General features: G+C 42.3%; 26 protein-coding genes and 1 pseudogene. 15 read left to right on the top strand and 12 right to left on the bottom strand.

What is annotated here, in order from left to right; all coding sequences use genetic code 11:
• Positions 1-69 precede the first annotated feature (69 nt).
• Positions 70-1,980 carry a beta-CASP ribonuclease aCPSF1 gene (locus ACR3I3_RS09805; protein ID WP_440952076.1) on the top strand — a complete coding sequence of 637 codons (1,911 nt, stop codon included), beginning with the start codon at positions 70-72 and terminating at the stop codon, positions 1,978-1,980.
• 119 nt (positions 1,981-2,099) lie between these two features.
• Here the strand turns inward: ACR3I3_RS09805 and ACR3I3_RS09800 are convergent, their stop codons facing one another.
• Complete coding sequence (locus tag ACR3I3_RS09800) at positions 2,100-2,759, bottom strand: HAD family hydrolase (protein WP_440952075.1); 660 nt, start codon at positions 2,757-2,759, stop codon at positions 2,100-2,102.
• Between the two features lie 126 nt (positions 2,760-2,885).
• Here ACR3I3_RS09800 and ACR3I3_RS09795 point away from each other — a divergent pair, with 126 nt between their 5' ends.
• Both ACR3I3_RS09795 and ACR3I3_RS09790 read left to right on the top strand, forming a co-directional pair.
• Complete coding sequence (locus tag ACR3I3_RS09795; RefSeq protein ID WP_440952074.1) at positions 2,886-3,011, top strand: hypothetical protein; 126 nt, start codon at positions 2,886-2,888, stop codon at positions 3,009-3,011.
• Positions 3,008-3,220 (top strand): hypothetical protein, encoded by a 213-nt coding sequence (locus ACR3I3_RS09790; protein ID WP_440952073.1) that lies wholly within the window; start codon positions 3,008-3,010, stop codon positions 3,218-3,220. Before ACR3I3_RS09795 ends, ACR3I3_RS09790 begins: the two co-directional genes overlap by 4 nt.
• A gap of 353 nt (positions 3,221-3,573) precedes the next feature.
• Here the strand turns inward: ACR3I3_RS09790 and ACR3I3_RS09785 are convergent, their stop codons facing one another.
• The 5 genes from ACR3I3_RS09785 to ACR3I3_RS09765 all read right to left on the bottom strand — a co-directional run bounded on the left by ACR3I3_RS09785 (position 3,574) and on the right by ACR3I3_RS09765 (position 8,409).
• A complete protein-coding gene (locus ACR3I3_RS09785) occupies positions 3,574-3,948 on the bottom strand; it encodes a transcriptional regulator protein (protein ID WP_440952072.1) in 375 nt (124 codons plus the stop codon).
• 173 nt (positions 3,949-4,121) lie between these two features.
• Positions 4,122-5,258 carry a DUF2117 family protein gene (locus tag ACR3I3_RS09780; RefSeq protein WP_440952071.1) on the bottom strand — a complete coding sequence of 379 codons (1,137 nt, stop codon included), beginning with the start codon at positions 5,256-5,258 and terminating at the stop codon, positions 4,122-4,124.
• 374 nt (positions 5,259-5,632) lie between these two features.
• Positions 5,633-7,219, bottom strand: a complete 1,587-nt coding sequence (locus ACR3I3_RS09775; RefSeq protein WP_440952070.1) for a sodium:solute symporter family protein — start codon at positions 7,217-7,219, stop codon at positions 5,633-5,635.
• Entirely contained in the window at positions 7,219-7,335 is a 117-nt protein-coding gene (locus ACR3I3_RS09770; RefSeq protein WP_440953786.1) for a symporter small accessory protein, read from the bottom strand. The genes ACR3I3_RS09775 and ACR3I3_RS09770 overlap by 1 nt, the downstream gene beginning before the upstream one ends.
• A gap of 249 nt (positions 7,336-7,584) precedes the next feature.
• Complete coding sequence (locus ACR3I3_RS09765; RefSeq protein ID WP_440952069.1) at positions 7,585-8,409, bottom strand: molybdopterin synthase; 825 nt, start codon at positions 8,407-8,409, stop codon at positions 7,585-7,587.
• 199 nt (positions 8,410-8,608) lie between these two features.
• Here ACR3I3_RS09765 and ACR3I3_RS09760 point away from each other — a divergent pair.
• Positions 8,609-8,752 (top strand): annotated as a pseudogene (locus ACR3I3_RS09760) (UPF0758 domain-containing protein); the annotation flags it as partial.
• Positions 8,753-8,861: 109 nt separating this feature from the next.
• On the opposite strand, the gene ACR3I3_RS09755 reads toward ACR3I3_RS09760, so the two are convergent.
• From ACR3I3_RS09755 to ACR3I3_RS09730, 6 genes are all read right to left on the bottom strand, one after another.
• On the bottom strand, positions 8,862-10,337 hold the full coding sequence (locus ACR3I3_RS09755) for a right-handed parallel beta-helix repeat-containing protein (protein ID WP_440952068.1): 1,476 nt from the start codon (positions 10,335-10,337) through the stop codon (positions 8,862-8,864).
• 401 nt (positions 10,338-10,738) lie between these two features.
• A complete protein-coding gene (locus tag ACR3I3_RS09750) occupies positions 10,739-11,692 on the bottom strand; it encodes an exonuclease/endonuclease/phosphatase family protein (RefSeq protein WP_440952067.1) in 954 nt (317 codons plus the stop codon).
• A 28-nt stretch (positions 11,693-11,720) separates the two neighbouring features.
• Positions 11,721-12,476: a potassium channel family protein gene (locus ACR3I3_RS09745; protein ID WP_440952066.1), complete on the bottom strand. Its 756-nt coding sequence runs from the start codon at positions 12,474-12,476 to the stop codon at positions 11,721-11,723.
• A 48-nt stretch (positions 12,477-12,524) separates the two neighbouring features.
• A complete protein-coding gene (locus tag ACR3I3_RS09740; RefSeq protein WP_440952065.1) occupies positions 12,525-12,875 on the bottom strand; it encodes a hypothetical protein in 351 nt (116 codons plus the stop codon).
• Between the two features lie 572 nt (positions 12,876-13,447).
• Positions 13,448-14,386 carry a hypothetical protein gene (locus ACR3I3_RS09735; RefSeq protein ID WP_440952064.1) on the bottom strand — a complete coding sequence of 313 codons (939 nt, stop codon included), beginning with the start codon at positions 14,384-14,386 and terminating at the stop codon, positions 13,448-13,450.
• Positions 14,387-14,501: 115 nt separating this feature from the next.
• A complete protein-coding gene (locus tag ACR3I3_RS09730) occupies positions 14,502-14,810 on the bottom strand; it encodes a hypothetical protein (protein ID WP_440952063.1) in 309 nt (102 codons plus the stop codon).
• Between the two features lie 130 nt (positions 14,811-14,940).
• Here ACR3I3_RS09730 and ACR3I3_RS09725 point away from each other — a divergent pair, with 130 nt between their 5' ends.
• The 11 genes from ACR3I3_RS09725 to ACR3I3_RS09675 all read left to right on the top strand — a co-directional run bounded on the left by ACR3I3_RS09725 (position 14,941) and on the right by ACR3I3_RS09675 (position 18,762).
• The gene (locus ACR3I3_RS09725) at positions 14,941-15,090 is read left to right on the top strand and encodes a ribbon-helix-helix domain-containing protein (RefSeq protein WP_440952062.1); all 150 of its coding nucleotides are present in this window, start codon (positions 14,941-14,943) and stop codon (positions 15,088-15,090) included.
• The gene (locus tag ACR3I3_RS09720) at positions 15,087-15,287 is read left to right on the top strand and encodes a hypothetical protein (protein WP_440952061.1); all 201 of its coding nucleotides are present in this window, start codon (positions 15,087-15,089) and stop codon (positions 15,285-15,287) included. The genes ACR3I3_RS09725 and ACR3I3_RS09720 overlap by 4 nt, the downstream gene beginning before the upstream one ends.
• Positions 15,288-15,289: 2 nt before the next feature.
• Positions 15,290-15,457 carry a hypothetical protein gene (locus ACR3I3_RS09715; RefSeq protein WP_440952060.1) on the top strand — a complete coding sequence of 56 codons (168 nt, stop codon included), beginning with the start codon at positions 15,290-15,292 and terminating at the stop codon, positions 15,455-15,457.
• Positions 15,457-15,600, top strand: a complete 144-nt coding sequence (locus ACR3I3_RS09710; RefSeq protein ID WP_440952059.1) for a hypothetical protein — start codon at positions 15,457-15,459, stop codon at positions 15,598-15,600. Before ACR3I3_RS09715 ends, ACR3I3_RS09710 begins: the two co-directional genes overlap by 1 nt.
• A 176-nt stretch (positions 15,601-15,776) precedes the next feature.
• Positions 15,777-16,082 carry a hypothetical protein gene (locus tag ACR3I3_RS09705; protein WP_440952058.1) on the top strand — a complete coding sequence of 102 codons (306 nt, stop codon included), beginning with the start codon at positions 15,777-15,779 and terminating at the stop codon, positions 16,080-16,082.
• On the top strand, positions 16,079-16,441 hold the full coding sequence (locus ACR3I3_RS09700; RefSeq protein ID WP_440952057.1) for a host-nuclease inhibitor Gam family protein: 363 nt from the start codon (positions 16,079-16,081) through the stop codon (positions 16,439-16,441). The genes ACR3I3_RS09705 and ACR3I3_RS09700 overlap by 4 nt, the downstream gene beginning before the upstream one ends.
• A gap of 2 nt (positions 16,442-16,443) precedes the next feature.
• Positions 16,444-17,334: a phage recombination protein Bet gene (gene bet, locus ACR3I3_RS09695; protein WP_440952056.1), complete on the top strand. Its 891-nt coding sequence runs from the start codon at positions 16,444-16,446 to the stop codon at positions 17,332-17,334.
• A gap of 163 nt (positions 17,335-17,497) precedes the next feature.
• On the top strand, positions 17,498-17,791 hold the full coding sequence (locus tag ACR3I3_RS09690) for a hypothetical protein (protein ID WP_440952055.1): 294 nt from the start codon (positions 17,498-17,500) through the stop codon (positions 17,789-17,791).
• Positions 17,792-17,796: 5 nt separating this feature from the next.
• Positions 17,797-17,973 carry a hypothetical protein gene (locus ACR3I3_RS09685; protein ID WP_440952054.1) on the top strand — a complete coding sequence of 59 codons (177 nt, stop codon included), beginning with the start codon at positions 17,797-17,799 and terminating at the stop codon, positions 17,971-17,973.
• Positions 17,974-18,038: 65 nt separating this feature from the next.
• Positions 18,039-18,296, top strand: a complete 258-nt coding sequence (locus tag ACR3I3_RS09680; protein ID WP_440952053.1) for a hypothetical protein — start codon at positions 18,039-18,041, stop codon at positions 18,294-18,296.
• A gap of 238 nt (positions 18,297-18,534) precedes the next feature.
• Positions 18,535-18,762: a hypothetical protein gene (locus ACR3I3_RS09675; protein ID WP_440952052.1), complete on the top strand. Its 228-nt coding sequence runs from the start codon at positions 18,535-18,537 to the stop codon at positions 18,760-18,762.
• Positions 18,763-18,964: the final 202 nt, after the last annotated feature.

The following is an 18,964-nucleotide window of genomic DNA, read 5'->3' as shown; positions in this document are numbered from 1 at the left end:
TCTTATCTAACTATATTTTTTTAAAAAACTTAACATTTTTTGACTTTTTTCAAATAGGAAGGCTGTTTAATGGCAATAGAAGATGTACTATCTGACCTAAAAAAGAAAATAGAAGAGAAGGTCCCTGACGGAACTACCATTACAAGTGTTGAATTCGAGGGTCCTCAGCTTGTTGTTTATACAGAGGATCCGAAGCAATTTGCAGACAATGGGCATGTTGTTAGGAACCTTGCAAAAGCTCTTCGGACAAGGATAGTCGTTCGTCCGGATCCCAAGGTTTTAGTTCCTCCTGAGGAAGCTATCGATAAAATAAAAGATACCGTTCCAAAAGAATCTGTTCTCTCTAATTTTCATTTCGATCCTGACGTTGGTGAAGTTATAATTGAGGCGGAAAAACCCGGACTTGTGATAGGCAAACATGGGGAAACCCTTCGTGAGATCACAAAGAGGATCGGATGGACGCCAAAGGTTGTCCGTACACCACCTATCAAATCACGTACTGTCAATAACATAAGGGAGTTCATGCGAACCAACCACAAGGAGCGTAAAGAGATCCTCAAGACCGTTGGACGCAGTATCCACAGGGAATGCACTTCCAAGGACAAGTGGGTTAGGGTCACATCGCTCGGAGGCTGTAAAGAGGTCGGAAGAAGCTGTTTCCTTCTCTCAACTCCTGAGTCTAAGGTTATGGTCGATTGTGGGGTGAACGTTGGTTCTGATGATAACATGACGCCGTATCTCTATTTGCCTGAGGTGCAGCCACTTAACCAGATCGATGCTGTGGTACTTACACATGCTCACCTTGACCACCAGGGACTTGTTCCTCTTCTCTACAAATATGGCTATGAGGGGCCGATCTACTGCACATCGCCTACTAGGGACATGATGGTGCTTCTGCAGCTTGACTATATCGATGTTGCTGCAAAGGACGCTAAAAGGATACCTTATGAGTCTGCAGATGTGCGTGAAGGGCTCAAACACACCATTGCACTTGATTATGAAGAAGTGACCGATATTGCACCTGACATAAAGCTCACATTCCACAATGCAGGTCATATCATCGGTTCTGCAATATCACATTTCCATATTGGGGACGGACTTCACAATGTTGTTATAACAGGTGACTACAAGTACGGACCAACAAGGCTCTTTGACCCTGCAGTCAATAAGTTCCCTCGTGTTGAAACTGTCATAACCGAGTCTACTTATGGTGCTGCGAGCGCAACACAGCCATCCCTCAAGGATGCTGAGAGAAACCTTCAGCAGATCGTCAAGAACACAATTGCTAACAATGGTATTGTACTCATCCCTGCCTTTGCAGTTGGAAGAAGCCAGGAAGTTATGATCGTACTTGAAGATGCTATCAGAAAAGGTATTATTGATGATATCCCGGTATATCTCGATGGTATGATCTGGGAAGCTACAGCTATACATGCGACATATCCCGAATACCTTAACAACAATCTGAGAAAGCTCATTTTCCAGAAGGGACAGAACCCGTTCCTTGCAGAATGCTTCAAGCCGGTGGACTCCAATGACCTGCGACAGAAGATCATAAATGAGCCACATCCATGCGTGATCCTCTCAACTTCCGGTATGATGAACGCAGGTCCTGTTATGGAATACTTCAGAGCATTTGCACCTGATCCTAACAACACTCTCGTCTTCGTCGGTTACCAGGCAGACGGAACTCTTGGAAGACGTATCCAGAAAGGCTGGAAAGAGATCCCACTCTCATCCAGGAACGGAACTGAGGTCGTGCAGATGAACATGGGCGTTGAAGTTGTCGATGGTTTCTCAGGACACTCCGACAGGAAACAGCTAATGGACTTCTTCAAGAAGATGAAACCACAGCCTGAACGTGTCTTCACAGAACATGGCGATGAACGTTCCTGTATTGATCTTGCAAGCTCATTACATAAGAAATACCGTCTTGAAACAAGAGCACTTACAAACCTTGAGACTGTAAGGCTTGTTTAAATACAACTGAACTTGGCTGAGATCAAATCAAAAGTCATCTACTGTAAGGGTATTGATCAGAAATACTGATCATTTCCTTCTTTTTTGAAAAATTTTATGTTTTATCTCTTGATAATGTCTCATTGAACCTGATCTTCCGTTTCCAGACCGGCCAGAAATTCCATCAACGGGGCATGGTCCGGGAATATGATGTCTGCTTTCTTTAGTTTTTCAGCAGTAACATAAGTTGCGACAGCCACACAGAAGAGTCCGGCATCCTTTGCAGAATCCACTCCCAGGGGTGCATTCTCTATCACAAGACAGCTGTCTTTTTTTGCACCAAGAATTTCTATGGCCTTCAGGTATGGTTCTGGGTCGGGTTTTCCATTGGTGACGTCAGCACCGGTTATGATCACTTCAAAGATATCCGGGTAGAACTCATTTAGCATGCTATCTACGATAGGGCGATCGGAACCTGAGACTACAGCAAGGTGGAATTTTTCCTTCAGCTCTTTGAGCAGATCGTACATTCCTTTAAAAGGAGCAATGTTCCTCTTTTTTAAGAAAAGTTCACGTTTGCGTACTCTGAGTTTTTCTATGAGCTCAGAGTTGGCTTCACGCCCGGCTCTTTCGAATATTAATTTAATGACGCCGACGTGATTGGAGCCTTCAATATCATATATGTCCTGTCGCACGATATCAATATCTACTTCTGAAAATGTGTGTATCCAGGCATCAGCATGACATGGCATGGAGTCCATCAGAACGCCGTCTGCATCAAAGATCAGTGAATTGTACATATGTTCCAGTTCTGGTTGATATGTGATAAATATTGCCGGTTCTGCTTCTCATTAAGGGGTATATATACCCTTCTTCGAAAGGATTAATAACTATACGGACCCAGTTAATTAATGAGGTGAAAATGTATGTCTAAATATAACAAACGCGAATCAGAACGTAAAGGCGAGAAGAAGCTCGAAATTCTGGAAGATAAACTGATACACGAAAACCTCGATGATCTCAAGGGAGAAGGTGGTGAACTACTAGATTGAGTCCACGAATTGAAATTAAGATCTATCCTGAGAGTCCTGATGGCCAGATCATGGATGTTCCGGAAGGATCAACCTACGAAGACCTTCTGAACACACTGGATATTAATCAGGAGATTGTCATATTATTAAACAATGGTCAGGCTGTTCCGGTCGACGGAACAGTCGAGGCCGGCACACTAACGATCCTTAAAGCAATATCCGGTGGCTAACCTGCTTTTATATCCAATGCTATCAATTCGATGGCAAACTCTTTTTTTAACTATAATCTATCTAATAATCGATCTGAATAGCTGGTATGATGCGACATTTAGGTATGATGTCAGATATATGGCTCTAAAGTTAGGTATGATGTCTGAATTGCATTATGCCTGCAATTTATGAATAGTATTTAAAAATAATATCCCTCGAATAACTATAACTGGTATCAACTGTCATAGCACATTTTAAAGCAATTCAGCTCCAATTATGCTAAAGTCACAAGCATAGCTATCTTAAAATCATTATGTTTTCGATCAACAAATAAATCTTACAAGAGGCCCCGGATAAAAAGTTCGGGGCACTCTTACTTAGACATATCTTTCAATTTGTTGATTATGCGCATCCTTGCTTCGTTCTCTTCACGGATCTTTTGTTCATAATATTTGATGATCTTCTCAAAAGGCGTTGTTAAAGAATAGATCTTTGTAGGCCTTCCTTTGCCGGTCACCTTCTTATTATGGACAGAGACCCACGAATTCTCCCTCATTGCTCTCATTGCCACACTGACTTCAGGCTGACGAAGTCCGGTGTTCATCTCTATCTCCTGTGAAGATGCTTCTTTCACATTTGACAGATATGCAATTGTCGTAGCAAGATTTCGTGTCATTCCCAGACTCTTGAGTGACTCAACGATTTCCTCGTTGGACACACCTGATTGCTTCCCACCAAAGCTGATCATGTCCATCACCGTACCAAATACTATGGAGTATTCTCTACCCCCAATTAAAGATTAGTGATTATTATATTTAAACTGTGTGTAACAAAAACGGAAAATATAAATATTTTTATTAAAATTATACATAATTGTATTGATTGTATAAAACAGAAATCCATATATTCTATTTTATATTTTCAGTAAATTGTCAGAGAAATCAGTTTTTCGCCGATAATTTCCTGAACACTATCTTTCATCTCCTCAAAACTTCTAAATTCGGTACGGACTTTTCCACAGAACAATTTTTTCTGTATTATCTTTCCGATGATATCATCCCATCCCGGTTCAAGTTGCATGATAATTGAACCCGGGTAGAAATGCACAGTATGCGAGAATCCATCGGGATCTCCGTCTGTGATACCTATGACAGGTATGTGCAACCTGTAAAGAATGTCAGCAGCTATTGCTGTCGTATCATCTCCAACAGTTATTGCACAGTTGCATCCCTCAGCAAGTTCTATGGACTTCTCTGCAATGTGGTCTATCAGTGCAGTGGTGCAGGAAGGTCTGTTCTCATGTATAAGTGTACGACATTTTCGTGGTCGAATTCCAGGTCCTTTGCTCTGACTTCTTCTTATGGCACCGGTTTTCACCCAGGCTGTCCTGATATCAAGAGGTTCCCTGGATTCATACATATGCAGCTTCTCAAGTCCGTGTTCTTTTACGATCCCGCCTTCCAGTCCGATGACAAAACCATTCTCCACTACGATATAAACATCTTCTGATGTGGCTTTTCCAATAACGAAACCATCGATCATGACGAGTTCTCCGGAATGGACTCCGCTTATTTTCCTGAATGTCTTTGAGCCTGCCGAAGAGATCCGGACATCTCCATGGTCAGGTCCTTTATTCACCGGCAGATCTAGTAGCTCACCTGTCCTTTTTGCAAGATCCTGCCCTTTATCATTCCAATAGACAACGGTTCCGTCATCACATCCCGGACTTTCTATCTGTATCAGAGGTCTGCTGTTCCTGTCCTTCAACCTTGACATGACTATGCCTCCAAATTCAAGTCCGTTCTTAACTGTTTTTCCGTGATTGAGCAGACAGACAGCATCACATTCACTAAAAAGGGAATCAATTGCCATACTGGGTTTGAGGCTTTCCTTGATGTCTATAAGATCTTCCATATGTGCATCCATGACTGCGATCTTTCCCATGGCACCACCAAGTTTTGCACTGACGTTTCCCATTTTCGAGAACATCTCAAGTACCACTTTTGCATGACCGGAGTCGATAACTTCAGGCCCATGGATCACGACACCAAAATTCATGATAACACTTTTGTTTTGGACCTTATTTCTGATTTTCGATGTCGTTGGACGGATCAAATCAATACCTTTATATTCGATGTAATCAAACTTTTATCAGGCAAAAGTCGAAGTAATTCTTATATACTACATAAACATCCCCTCTAACTTTCCGTCATAGGCTTTTGCCCTTCCTATCACTGTTCTTTGGTCTTTGTTCTTTGAATAGCATTAGCCAGTGATCTTCATTTTTGTTCTGTGTTTAAGAATAAGGGGGTCCAAAAAGACTTTCAGTTCTTTCTTTTTTAAATTAAAAAAGAAGTGGATCAGGTGATCCACAGAATTTAGTATTTGTAGTATTTGCTAATTTATTCTGACGTTACCCTGGTCAGTTATCTTCATTTTTTATAACAGGTAGCAAGGTGCTCCTCAGATGGTGGTTTTGTAGCAAGGCTGACTGCAATGGCCACAATGGCTGAAAGTGGGGTTGCTACAAGTATAGGGTCAACGACCGTCCAGGTTCCGGTCAGTATCGTATCCATACCGAAGATCGCTTTTGAAATTCCCAGTGGAACTGCCTCCTTTGAATGGACAAATGTCAGCCAGAACAGGCTGCTAAATGTACCTACCAACAGACTTGCAATTGCTCCTTCGCGAGTCATTCTCTTCCAGAAAAGAGCGCCTGCATACATAGGCAGGAAGGCTGCTGCACAAATTCCGAAGAATATTGCTGTTGCTCTTGCAATTATGCTGATCGGCAGGATATATGCGAGTATTACGCTTGCAATAATGGTAATGAAAATTCCAAGTCTTGTCATAGTAACGGTCTGGCCGGATTTGCCTTTCATAATGAATTCGCGGTAGACATCGTGACCAATTGCACTTCCCATTGTGTGGTACTGTGAGCTCATTGTTGACATTGCTGCTGCAAGCAGGGTTACCATGAATACGATCACAAACAGGTCAGGCATGGCATTGTTGATGTATTCCGGGATGATAAGGTCCTGGTTCCCTCCGGCTGCGGCGATGGATATTAGTCCATCTGTCTGGAAGAAATACACGTTTGAAAGTGCACCGACCACAAAGGCAACACCTGTCATCATGAGAATGAAAGGACCTCCAACAAATACTGCCCTGTTGAGTGACTTCTTGCTGTTCACGGTCATGAAACGCACTGCAAGCTGCGGTTGTGCGAGAACGCCGATCCCCACACCAAGTACCAGTGTTGAAACAAGTGTCCACCAGATAGGCGAGCCGAATGCCGGCATGGATGTCCATCCGGTATGTCCTCCTGCTGTGAGGCTGTCAGGGACCAGACTTGCCATGTTGGTAAGTGCCAGATGGGCTTCGGTGATGCCTCCAAGCTTAATGTATGTCAGAACCAGAAGGATGGCCATACCAATGAACATCAGTCCTCCCTGCAAAGCATCGGTGTACATGACAGCAAGTAATCCTCCTGTAATGACATAAGCTGCAACAATGATGGCGAGGATCATGACCGCAATATCATAATTGATACCCAGTGTGGTTTCCACAAATCTTGCTCCGCCTATCAGGACAATCCCTGCGTAAAGCGGCATGAACAAGCCGATAACCACTCCGGAAAAACCCTGGATGAAGCGGGATTGGAATCTCCTTCCCAGAAGCTCGGGGAAAGTCACTGCCTTAAGGTTAACACCCATGCTCCTGGTTCTGGATCCGAAGAGAACAAAAGCAATGAATATACCTACGATTATGTTCATAACAGCAAGCCATAATATTCCCATTCCCAAGACAGCGGCAGCACCGCCGAAACCTACGATCGCCGATGTACTGATGAATGCAGCACCGTAGGAAAGGGCAAGAATCACAGGGTGTACATTCCTTCCTGCCAACATATAGTCGTCCACTTCCTTGGTACGCTTGTATGCAAGCCAGCCACACCAGAAAACGACCATCAGGTAAATAAGTACAATAACTCCGAGGAGGGGAGTACTCACTGCCATTAGTATTCTTCCTCCTCTTCATTCCATTTTAAAAGACCATATACCATACAACCAAGAGCGCTTACAACGCACAGGACGTAGGCGATCCATATTTGCGGGTCATCTATTCCTAACATAATTGTCACCACGTGTTTTTTAGAAAAGTGTAAAGATCATGTCAATCGTTAACATGAGTCATACTTTAATGTTTCGTCTGAAACAAGTATATTCTGGAAGTTATTGAACAAATAATGACATTAATGTGCAAAACCATACGGCAACCGCTGTAGGATAAAGCAATATAAGTAAAAAATGGTCGAAAAAAGGAAAATTTATAATTAATTTACATGTAAAATAAGTTGGGATGCGCTGAACTGCAGAAAAGTTCAGGCATGATCATGGACCCAGAAGTTACCATCAACGGTGATCTCTTTCTTCCAGATCGGAACTTCTGACTTAACTCTTTCAAGTGTTTCGGCAAGCGCCGGGAAAAGCTGTTGCCTGTGGCCTGCTGCCACGACAATGTATACGATATCTTCCAGAGGTTTTATGGTACCGACCTTGTGATGGATCAGCACATCAATGATGCCTTCCTGCTGCATGATCTCCTCGCGGATCTTCTGTATACTTGCAGCTGCCGCCTTTTCATAGCTCTCGAACTCAAGCTTGCTGGTCCTGAAATCATCATTGTCAACTCGGACTATTCCGGTAAAGCTTCCAATACCGCCTACCTTCTCTATTCCAGGTACCTGTTTTATCTGTTTGAGAAGGAGATCAAGTGTCACATGATCAGGCTGTTCCCTGATGATATCCACAAGCTCCCGGAGGTCCCAGTCAGACCTTGCAGGAAGCCTTGCAACAACATTCTGAACGTCTTCATCAATATCTCCCAGTACTATCTTGGCAACAGGGCTATCCTTTGCACCCTCGATCACAGCAAAGTCCATGCCTGCATTTGCAAGGGCATCGATGGCCTTCTCAACGGAAGGGTCACGCTGAATGGAAACAAGCTCACTATTTGTGATCGCTGTGACCATGTCAGCACCGGCATCAAAGTGCTTCCCGGTATCTGCATTCGGGTTATCAAGGCGATGATCCGTCATCATCTTGGCCGTTCCCACACGTCCATGCTTTGAAAGTTCCTGCACCAGCCTTGTAACAAGGGTGGTCTTTCCTGTGTTCTTGTAGCCTATTACTGAGATGACTTTCATGATCTCTCTGTATTTTCAGCTCTCTATATAAGCACGTTGGATTATTGGAGTTGAAGGTAATGGCTGATGAAAATAAGACGAAATAAGAGATTGTGGACAATCAAAAATGCAAATGAAGAAAAGGATATTCTCATAAAAATATAATTCAACAACTTAAATTTCGGCTGGTTTATATTAATCTTCTATATTATAGCCATCCATGCCTGAGAATAAAGTGCGGATACACGATATGCCTGAAGATGAACGCCCACGGGAACGCCTGCTAAAACACGGTCCCGGTCCACTTTCCAATGCAGAACTATTGTCAATTATCCTCCGCACCGGCTCAAGGGATGAGAATCTCGCCTGAAAGACAGTTCTAATAATAGCACTTGTGCTAACAAAGGTAAATATTAATCTCTCTGTTCTACAAAATAAAAGTGTTGACTAAAAAAAGCAAAAGAAGGGTTAGTTTACCCTTCTAAATTCTCAATAAGCTTAATGATATCCTCTGCTTCTTTGATTAGGTCTTCAGCCTGACCCTCAGTTAGCTTACCCCTCTTCTCCAGTCTCTCAACAGTTTTAATAAAATCCTCAAGTTTCTCAATGGCTTTCTCATATTCTTCCTTATCAAGCATACTGATTACGCCATCAAGCTTTTTAATGAGAGTCGGTTCATCCAGAGCATCTACATCTCCTTTAAGCTCATCCAAAGCATCTGAAGGATCTACTATGGGAGGTACTGGGATAACCGGCCAGAACATCAATGGATAGGGGTCTACATAATAGGCCGTGTCACCAATACCATCACCATCGATGTCGTTGCTCATCTCGTTTGCATAGTCGAAGTAATAGTTACCTGTATAACTCGTGTAAGTGTTACCTTCGTATACATAGGTCACCATTTCTGTTGAGTTCCACGTGCTACTGCCATCATAATTCACAAGCATGAAGTAATAGGTGCTATTATTGAAGTAATTATTGTAGATGAGATTGTTGGTGGAATCATCATCCAAATAGAGACCATAATCCGCGTTGACGGATATAGTATTATTGATTAATGTGCTGTTGTTACCACTTAAATAGATGCCATAGGTGACCATGGCGGTTGGCTCCATGTTACCTGACACAGTGTTGCTAGTCAGTCTGGTGTCGTCGGATTGTAATAGCATGATGCCTGCTGCGCTATTGTTTATCACCGTATTGTCTGCCAGCTCATTGTTGCTGGACTCATCTATGTAGATACCGTAATCGCTGTTAGCAGCCGTATTACCGATCAACCTGTTGTTGTGGGAATAAATCATTACGATGTCACTATTAGAAGAATTCTCGATGATGTTGTCGGTCAGGATAGTGTTATTGGCAAATATCAGTATGATGCCTACTTCATTGTCATTCACTGTGTTATCAGTTAGGACACAGTTATCGGTTTCGAATAACACAATGCCATCCGCAAGATTTTCTACCATCATGTTGTTGGTCAGCATGGTGTTGTTGCAAATCCCCTCTAAAACAATACCGGCAAAATTCCCTTCCGCGATGTTGTTGCTCAGCCTGGTGTTGCTGGAATTATCTAGGTAGATACCCGCCATACCTGGATCCAAAGCGCCACTCGCATTGAAGCCACTGATAGTCACATTATCTGCATATACGGCGAAGACATGATCTTCATAGGAGAAAGCAACGACATTAGTTGCAGCAGCACCATCTATCGATGTGATGTTCACTGACTTATAAACATCCACGTTCTCGTTGTATGTTCCTGGATAAACAAGAATGGTATCTTCATCCAGTGTATTTACATCATCTATAGCTGCCTGTATCGAGGTGAAATCTGCTACATCTCCTGTGCTATTGTTCACCGTGATTGTAGCTGCTGATGCCGTTCCCACGGTCATTAACAGCAAAGCTATTCCGAAACTTATCAGTATACCTTGTTTAATTCCCATTATTTCCACCACCTTATTGATTACAATCTTAAGATTTCCCTACATCTGTAGAGATCACTATCAATAAGGCAGGACATGCCCGGAATTTCCAAGTTCAAAAAAGGCAGCGATGCCTTGTCGACCCCCCACAGACTAGCGTAAACCCTTAGAGAAAAGATGTTCTCTATCTTATATATACATTATCAAAAAATAGTATATGTTATGTAAATATATTAATATTTATTATGGGTTATCATATTTCTAACAAATATTCTAGACTTTACTAGAAATCTATTATTTGAAAGTTTTAAGAGTTCGGTTTTTTGCTGTTACCTATATCCCATCTTTAAGAAGCGGGAGCCTGATTTGAACATCAAGCTTCTACAAAATAGAGATGCTGCCGATTAGGACAGCAAATTCAATCAATCTTCTATCTCACTTATCGAAAAGGTTGCAAATACTGGATAATGATCTGATACATCAGTTGTGAGATCTTCAGATAATCCATATTCCAAGTCGTATCTGAATACTCCTGAGTCTCCTACCAAGTCTGAACTATCAGTCAGCACGATCCTGTCATAGGTATAGTCTGTAGACTTCGTTGTGGTATCCACAGTATCGTCAATTACCCAGTGATATGCATCGAGATCTGAAGTTGAATCTTCATCAAAATATGAACCGTCTGCGTTGAAGTCGCCCATCAATATGAAGTCATTCTCTTCAGGGTATACAGACTGAGCATAGGTGAGGACATCATCCAGTGCATTGATCTCTTCTGTGGCCTCGTCTGGGTCAGTATGGACCACAATCAGGACTGCATCAAAGTTACCTTGGGTGGAACTGATAGCAGCAATGTATGGCTGTCTGTGGAATGGATCAGTACCTTCAGGTTCAGGGTAGGTTTCTGGCATTCCTGTGATCTCCACAGTCTGTGTATTGTAGATGTACGCGTACTGCTCCTTTGATGTGGTCCTGCCGAGTCTCTCGCTAACTACATAGTCGTATTGAGAGCCGTCGTTGTTAACAAGATCTACAAGCTCAGGAAGTGCGGTCTGTGAAGCATCTCTGATCTCCTGAATGGCTACTACATCATATGTTCGTACGATGTCTGCGAGTACTGCCATGACTTCAGGCTTATCGGCCTTTGAAACTCCGAATACCTGGACGTTGAATGCACCGACGACAAGTGATTCGCTTGGTTCTACTTGTGGAGTTTGCTCCACTTCTGATTCCATGTCATCGAGTGTATCTGAGATATCTTCCACTATCGCAGGTATGTCTTCTACAGATTCCTGGATATCCTCTGTTGAATCGACACAACCGGATAAGGTCAATGATGTGACGATAAATAATATGATTAGTATTTTCTTTATCAATTGGACCACCTATTCCATGTTTACATTATCATTTCTCAGATATTTTACGATCAAGTTCATCGATCTTCTTTGACAATTCATCTATTTTTCTTATAAGTACATCATGATCTCCATTTTCACGATCATTTTCTACGAAATAAGCAGCGACATTTGCTGTCAGTATTGAAACAAAGCCAATTCCAATAATCATGACAAAAAATGCCAAAAACTTACCAACAAGTGTTTCTGGATACAAATCTCCATAGCCCACAGTTGTTACTGTCGTAATTGCCCACCATACCCCTTCTGAAAGGCGTTGATCCTCTACACGACTAAAAAGGGTTCCAGCTAGGACTATTATAATCAATGAGCAACCCGTAACATAGTGCATCGAGTTTTTTTGAAATATTTGATGTATTGGTTTTAATCCCCGCTTTGCAGCAATGAAAACTCTAAAGCTTCTGGCTGCTCGAGCAACACGTAAAGATCTCAAAGATCTAAGTGAAGAAAATCCTTCTGGCACAATAATCGGTGGCGTAAGGACAAGTAATAGTAGCATAAACCAATTATTCTTAGTATACTCTAGTCTTTCTGAGCGAAGACTTAACATTAAAACGAATTCTAGTAGAAAAATAAACCAGATTAGATTATCTAATAGGGTTGCTATTTTTACTATACGTGGTGCAGTTTGTACAATTTCCAATTCAACTAGCACGAGAGGCAATACAAAAAGAGCAACGACGATCATTGGAATTTCCAATTTTGATTCAATCTTTGTTGCCAATCGGTCGTTTGATAAACTCATTAAATCCTTTGACTGTATAAAAGTATTTAACTGTGATGTTTATGGAGCTTAAGCTTCCACAAAGTACAAATGTTGATGATCCGGACAGTACATGTCTAATTCGATTTTCATCTTCTGAATTAGATCACAGCAATGCATTGCGACTACTCCAAAGTATTCTTTCAGGATTCGGCAAAGTTCGTATGTAGTGATGCCATCGTACACATACCCACGCAGTTCCTGGAGAACAGATCTTGCCATCTCTTCTTCTGAGATTGTCTCATCCACATCGATGTTCTCGATCAGATATCGCATCATCTGACTGTGGTCACTGAATACGGTCTTGCGTACCAGTGTGTTGATTGCAATGTCGTGGTAATCGACTTTGTTACAGTGAGAGCAGCGGGTGCGAACGTACATGAGTAATCACTTTGAGTTTTCCTTTAAATTGTCAGACAGTAAGACGGAAAGTCTTTTTGTTATCATGATTAAATTCATTATGAAATGACCAACCAAGACATAGATAATAAACGAGACAAATTTCAATACGTTAAATGAAAACTGATATATTTTGAAAATTTCTATATTCCATATTTCGATTATTGATAAACTAAATAGGAGAACTAAAATTAAGATTGAACTTAGAAGTGCATAGAGTGAATTGGAATACAAGTGTTCAATCAGTACATTTTTCATCTTATTCTTGACCTTTGCCCTTACATCTCCTAGGGGAATATTGTCATTTGTACCCTTTCTTACGATGTCAAAAATAATTAAAATAACATTTAAGAGAAGTGCAGTAAATATTGAGTACGCTGTTATAAGAGAATTGACTGAATTTTCGGTCAAGGTCTTATCGAAACAGATTGGAAATAAGCTGATTAAAACTGGGATTATTAAAAATATAAAAGCTATTACGGGTAAATTCGAATCTTCCCGCAGTGTTTGATAATGTTTAGATACAATATGTCTCACATCAATAAGCTTGAACATTAATAAGCTCCAGTCTTCTCAATAAGGTGTTCGAGATACTCAATTGCATTATCATAAAGTTCTTCGTATTTTGGAAACCCACCATTGAGAGAAGTAAATTCTAATTCCATCGATTCACGGTATTTGTTATTGCCATTTCCAAAGGTGAGAGTCTTTTTCATGCTTCCAATTTCAATAACTGCCTTTACTTCATTATATTCTTCGTGGTCAATTATAAAATAATCGTTTCCGGTTTCTGAAAGAGTTTGCCTTAAAGCACCACTTAAGTTAAGTTCTTTATTCCGATTGGCGACTATTGAACGAATTTCATGGAATTCTTTAGAGTCATCGTCGTCCTCGTTTGCTTTATCGTCTCTGAATTTTTCGGCAATGTCTTTTGGTACGTTGTACCGTATCATGTTAAATTCGACAAGTCTTGACTTATCAATTTGATCTAATAAATCACGAGAAATTAGTGGCCGCATTTCAACTTTCAAATGAGTTCCGTTTAAATAAGTAGATAAAATTTTTTCCAATGTGGTTTTTACTCCAATATTCTTGTAATTTTGAAGGATTGCAATTCCTTTATGTTGCCCTTTCGGGATGTAAAATAAGTAAAAATATGGATATTTCTCAGAATGGTTGGGCTTTCTCTCCATTCCAGTGACTACAGTTTTTGTATTAATATCGGTGAAAGAGGCTTGAATTCCAAATTCGCCATACTTAAATAATCCTGAAAGCATTTCTGGATATTTAGTAATACTCTCAACAGATAGTGATTTTTTTGAGCCTTTTAGGACATGCTCTTCTTTATTTTTCATATCCGACTCTAAGTCATCAAAGAGAATATCGTAATAGTTTTTTCCACTGTTATTGAAATTATCAAAGGGAATAATATTAGATTTGTTTCCTTCTTCATAAATATCAAATGTATAGGGTACTAGCTTAAACGTGGCCATTTTATTTACTCCGAATGAATATGAACTATATCACAGTTATTTTTTTAACAGTTTGAAATTGAATAAGGACATTCTTGCGCCAACAATTAATTGAAAAGTGCCCCCATAGCACGAATTATTTGAATGTCTTCTTCTCAACCGACTCTGCAATGACAACAGGTTCAGCTTTTGGATCAGCTTCACAGATAGATCTGATTAACTCGCGACCTTCCTCGGTCTGGAGATATGCTTTCATGACAGAGTGCATTTCGCCACACAGTCCCATCCTTTTGTGAACAAAGAACTCGTTCATTGCAGTCGTGATGAGGTCAGACAAGCTGCTAAATTCACCACTCTCTATCATATCGTTTGATTGATTCAACAGATAAGCACTGATGGCTATGGTCTTTTTTTCTTTCTGGGTAGAACCTATCGTCTTCGCCATAATTGCACACCTTTTGTAATACTATTGTATGCCAACTTTATAAACAGTCGCCAGACTATTGTAATACAAGAGTATGATAAGCTTTAAGTAAGATTATTGGCATACTCTTGTATGCTTATAGGAGGTAAAAATGGTAAAAATATCACTCCACATGCCCGAGAACGATGTAGCAGACATCGAGAAGCTCGTCGAACGTGGCGACTTCATGAATGTCAGTGATGCCATCAGGTCGTTCACTAGGGAAAAGCTCGCACCAATTAGAAGGGAGAATATCAGATGACAAGAAAGACTGTACCAAAATCGTTCAGCCTCGACAGGCTGACTGTAGAGAAGATGGAATACGTGCTAGAGTCACACTACGCAAACCAGTTGAATGCAACCGATCTGGTCACTCATGCAATCAACGACTTCTGTAACTGCGTGATGTCAGGTAAGTGTGATATGTCTGATTTTATTCCTCAAAACAGGTGGGGATAATCATGCCAACACTTACGGTCCCACAAACACAGCAACTCGAAATTCCCGATGATCTCTACGAAGCAGCTGAGGAATATTGGGCTGAATTTGGCGAGATGCTTGAGCATACTGAATCACCTGGACTTCAGCGGATGGCACGGAATGTGAAGAGGATTCTGGAGGCTCGATAATGAATCTGACTGAATCTGAAAAACGATTCCTCTTCAATAATGGTACACTCTGTCGCTGTTCTGACGAGGAAGGTAATATCAACTGGGGAGCGGTCCGCGAATCAATTCATAGTGTTACAGATGAGGTTCAAGACTCACTGTGACTCCCATTTGCAGGCAGTTCCCTGTTCTACACCATCCCCACAAACTGCCTGCACACCCTGCCATGTCTGGTGAACAGCATCCTCTCACTCATGTGCTGTTTCGAGTTCGATTCTCGGGCTTGGCTTCCTTGACTGCTTAAAAACGATTAGCTGAGGCAGTCGAGAGGAGTAAAAGTATGTCAGCAGACGAAATAGAAATCTTGGTTGATCTGGACCGTCTCCCTAAGGAGATTGGCACGATCAAGGAACGTGGGAAGAGAATGTTTGAAACCAACGATGTCGGCAGCGTCATTGAGTGGATAGAAAATAAACTGGTACACGACAGACAGGCTGTACTTCTGACAGGCCACCTGCCTAACTGGATGATGGCTCCAATCTGTCACTACATTGATACGAATGAGCGTATTGAGAAGTTCAGGTACTCGACTCCGGGTATGGCCATCTACACTGTTTTTGATTACACCGGCGGGGTGGAAGCATGAGCCCTGAAGAAATTGACCAGGCATTTGCAAAGATCATGTCTCTGAAACAGGAGATGCAGGTGGCAGTTGCTCCTATGAAGTCACAGATGGATGCGCTTGAGTCAGAGATGCGTGAGATCATGGATCCTTTTGTAGCACAGATCCAAGAGCAGGAAGAGGTCATTCGTGAAGCTGTTCTGGAGAATCAGGCATCCTTCAAGGGCGACTTCGGTAAAGCTACATTCCGCAAAGCGTACCCACGCTATTCCTGGGACAACAAGGCTCTCGAAGGCTATGCAGCTGCAGGTCACGAAGAGTTGTTCCAGTTCAGGAAGGAGACGATGGTACAGGCAAATGTGACAATCAAGGCAGGTGAGTAAGTATGGCATTTACAGAAAAGACAGTAGGGAATCAATTAGAATTGATGGGATTCAAACCAGATCCTAAAGGCGTATGGAAGTTGAACGCGAATTATGTCATCTACGTTGTCAATTTCAAGAATCAGGAGTACTACAAATTTGACGGAACAAACGTGTATCACGACGATGATCCGGAAGATCAGGTCCTCAGTGATATCCATCAGCTGATCCAATCAGCCCTGAACGACCAGCCAGAAAGCAGTGATGACGAGAGGAGGGACTCCAATGATGCGACCGACCAAAGTGCTCAAGAAGTCCCCTCCGAGATAAAAGACGTCACGATTCCTAATAAGAATATTGTAACTGCTCCCAATCCTGACCTTACCTCTGAGAACATCAGGCAGTACCTGTGTCCAACTGCTACAGACCAGGAAATCTTCATGTTCCTGCAGCTGTGTGAGCACAGGAAGTTGAATCCGTTCATCAAAGAAGCATACTTGATCAAATACAACAACTCCCCGGCCACTCTGGTCGTGGGCAAGGATTCGTTTACGAAGAAGGCTGAGGACAATCCTGCTTTCGATGGTTTCGAAGCTGGTATCATTGTCAAATCAAACAAAGCCGATACCGAAGAGGATTATTTCTTTGAGGCAACCCGTCGGGAAGGCACCTTCATGATGAAAGGCGAGGAGTTACTTGGTGGATGGGCGAAAGTGTACAGGAAGGATCGTAGCATCCCCTTCGTAGCTGAAGTATCCATGGCTGAGTACAATACTGGGAAGTCATCATGGGCAAAGATCCCAGCTACGATGATCAGGAAAGTAGCTCTTGTTCAAGCTCTCCGTGAAGCATTCCCAAGTGATCTTGGTGGGTGTTATGACTCTTCTGAAATGGATCAGGCAGGTGAGAACTGATGTCCAGTCCTTACATGTCTGTAGTCGGCTGTAGAGCTCGCCGTTGTCCTCATCTTGTCACCAAGGAAGTGGAGACAAGTCGAGGTAAGCGGAACATGTCAACCTGTGGGATTACTGGCAAGGTTCCAGGAAACATGATTCCAATCAAGGAGTGTGAGCAGCAATGAAGATGAGCAAATCACTCAAAGATTTTGAACTTCCACGGGATGCACTTGCTGCGGTGGAAGATCTTCGTATCAACCTCGTCAATGCTGTCATAGAAGAGTATGACAACTGCTTGAGGAAGGAAGGCAAGTGTATCGACCCACGCACAAAGCACAGGGTACACGAGCAGCTGATGAGAAACATGGTAGTCAAACTTGACATGAGTGTACAGCTGACAGAATCGGTCATGGAAGATGCAGGGGTGACTCCAACAGATCTTCGCCAAGCTGAGCTTCAGGCATTCGGGGTGTGATTCACATGTCAAAGCTCAAAGCTAAGGTCTACATTCCCACCAAGAAGAATCACAGAGGAGAACAGTACGACTCCTTCGAAGAGATGATCGAAGCAAGACCCGACTGCAAGACTGACCTGAATGCAGGTCCTCAGATTCCGTATCACTGTGAGTATCCTGAGAATGAGAAGGCGGTGGTCTGAATGAGTAACCTCTCAGCTCAACAACTTCACCGTCAATGGATTCACAAGTTATGGCGGCTGAAGGGGTGGTATTGGTGAGCCTCGAGGTCACACTTGCAGAAGCTCAGCTGCTCGAAACTCTTCGCACTTCAGATATCCGACAACATGATGAGATCCTAAAAATGCACCGGATTCACACTGCACATACAGAGCATCCTGAATACAATGTCAAGGAGCTCGCCATGGCTACAGGTGACGGTGAGCGAGCAGTCCGTAGATACTGGAAAAAGTTTGTCACTCAGACAGTTGCTGTGATTCGACCATGGAATGAGGTGATGTCATGAGCATGTCATCTCCATTCAAAGATGTCAACGACTACATGAGATAGCTCAAGCAGTGGTCCGATGAAAACGGTAAGACTGAATTCATGCACAATGAACTTTCAGAATGCTTGCAAAGGCAAAGTGGTGCTCCATTCCAGAAAGCTGTCTCCCGTGGATATCTCCACAAGGTTGACAGACGCCGTCAGAAGCCGGTAGTATCTGTCTGGAAGATTCGAAGAGTCGAGAGGTGGGCCGTTTGTTGATGTCTGAAGAATTCAATAACGTGAGCCACTACATCGACGAGCTACTGAAATGGTGTGATGAGACCGGTCACACTCGGTTCACACACCAGGATTTGCCTGAACGTTTCAAGACCACCAACGGTGGAATGTTAAACCGTGCTGCAAATCGTGGGTTTTTGAAAAGAGTAACCCGAGATCCGAATACACGGTGCATACTGTGGGAAGTCAGGAGGAAGAGGAGATGAAACCTCTCTATTCCCTTTATTCTTTTGAAGATTCCGATGACCAGGGATGTAGTTGGCAGTCAATGTATAGGTCGTGCAGAGTACAGCTGCCAAATGATGAGAATGCCATTTCCACATGTGACAAGATGATTATCATCTGCACTCTGATTGCATTCACAGTGATGTGTTTGATGGTGACGGTGTGGATGTATTTTGAGGGAGG

Source organism: Methanococcoides mangrovi, from assembly GCF_052057775.1.
Lineage (GTDB): Archaea > Halobacteriota > Methanosarcinia > Methanosarcinales > Methanosarcinaceae > Methanococcoides.
The sequence above is the reverse complement of the archived record's forward strand: the minus strand, read 5'-3'. Positions and strand labels throughout refer to the sequence as shown.

What these genes read in the sequence shown, in the direction of transcription:
- ACR3I3_RS09755 (WP_440952068.1), bottom strand. Translation starts at nt 10,337, where the DNA reads ATGGGAATTAAACAAGGTATACTGATAAGTTTCGGAATAGCTTTGCTG.
- ACR3I3_RS09795 (WP_440952074.1), top strand. Translation starts at nt 2,886, where the DNA reads ATGTCTAAATATAACAAACGCGAATCAGAACGTAAAGGCGAGAAGAAG.
- ACR3I3_RS09735 (WP_440952064.1), bottom strand. Translation starts at nt 14,386, where the DNA reads ATGGCCACGTTTAAGCTAGTACCCTATACATTTGATATTTATGAAGAA.
- ACR3I3_RS09730 (WP_440952063.1), bottom strand. Translation starts at nt 14,810, where the DNA reads ATGGCGAAGACGATAGGTTCTACCCAGAAAGAAAAAAAGACCATAGCC.
- ACR3I3_RS09690 (WP_440952055.1), top strand. Translation starts at nt 17,498, where the DNA reads ATGAAGATGAGCAAATCACTCAAAGATTTTGAACTTCCACGGGATGCA.
- ACR3I3_RS09720 (WP_440952061.1), top strand. Translation starts at nt 15,087, where the DNA reads ATGACAAGAAAGACTGTACCAAAATCGTTCAGCCTCGACAGGCTGACT.
- ACR3I3_RS09705 (WP_440952058.1), top strand. Translation starts at nt 15,777, where the DNA reads ATGTCAGCAGACGAAATAGAAATCTTGGTTGATCTGGACCGTCTCCCT.
- ACR3I3_RS09800 (WP_440952075.1), bottom strand. Translation starts at nt 2,759, where the DNA reads ATGTACAATTCACTGATCTTTGATGCAGACGGCGTTCTGATGGACTCC.
- ACR3I3_RS09765 (WP_440952069.1), bottom strand. Translation starts at nt 8,409, where the DNA reads ATGAAAGTCATCTCAGTAATAGGCTACAAGAACACAGGAAAGACCACC.
- ACR3I3_RS09740 (WP_440952065.1), bottom strand. Translation starts at nt 12,875, where the DNA reads ATGTACGTTCGCACCCGCTGCTCTCACTGTAACAAAGTCGATTACCAC.
- ACR3I3_RS09785 (WP_440952072.1), bottom strand. Translation starts at nt 3,948, where the DNA reads ATGATCAGCTTTGGTGGGAAGCAATCAGGTGTGTCCAACGAGGAAATC.
- ACR3I3_RS09805 (WP_440952076.1), top strand. Translation starts at nt 70, where the DNA reads ATGGCAATAGAAGATGTACTATCTGACCTAAAAAAGAAAATAGAAGAG.
- ACR3I3_RS09700 (WP_440952057.1), top strand. Translation starts at nt 16,079, where the DNA reads ATGAGCCCTGAAGAAATTGACCAGGCATTTGCAAAGATCATGTCTCTG.
- ACR3I3_RS09710 (WP_440952059.1), top strand. Translation starts at nt 15,457, where the DNA reads ATGAATCTGACTGAATCTGAAAAACGATTCCTCTTCAATAATGGTACA.
- bet (WP_440952056.1), top strand. Translation starts at nt 16,444, where the DNA reads ATGGCATTTACAGAAAAGACAGTAGGGAATCAATTAGAATTGATGGGA.
- ACR3I3_RS09745 (WP_440952066.1), bottom strand. Translation starts at nt 12,476, where the DNA reads ATGAGTTTATCAAACGACCGATTGGCAACAAAGATTGAATCAAAATTG.
- ACR3I3_RS09775 (WP_440952070.1), bottom strand. Translation starts at nt 7,219, where the DNA reads ATGGCAGTGAGTACTCCCCTCCTCGGAGTTATTGTACTTATTTACCTG.
- ACR3I3_RS09725 (WP_440952062.1), top strand. Translation starts at nt 14,941, where the DNA reads ATGGTAAAAATATCACTCCACATGCCCGAGAACGATGTAGCAGACATC.
- ACR3I3_RS09715 (WP_440952060.1), top strand. Translation starts at nt 15,290, where the DNA reads ATGCCAACACTTACGGTCCCACAAACACAGCAACTCGAAATTCCCGAT.
- ACR3I3_RS09770 (WP_440953786.1), bottom strand. Translation starts at nt 7,335, where the DNA reads ATGTTAGGAATAGATGACCCGCAAATATGGATCGCCTACGTCCTGTGC.
- ACR3I3_RS09780 (WP_440952071.1), bottom strand. Translation starts at nt 5,258, where the DNA reads ATGAATTTTGGTGTCGTGATCCATGGGCCTGAAGTTATCGACTCCGGT.
- ACR3I3_RS09685 (WP_440952054.1), top strand. Translation starts at nt 17,797, where the DNA reads ATGTCAAAGCTCAAAGCTAAGGTCTACATTCCCACCAAGAAGAATCAC.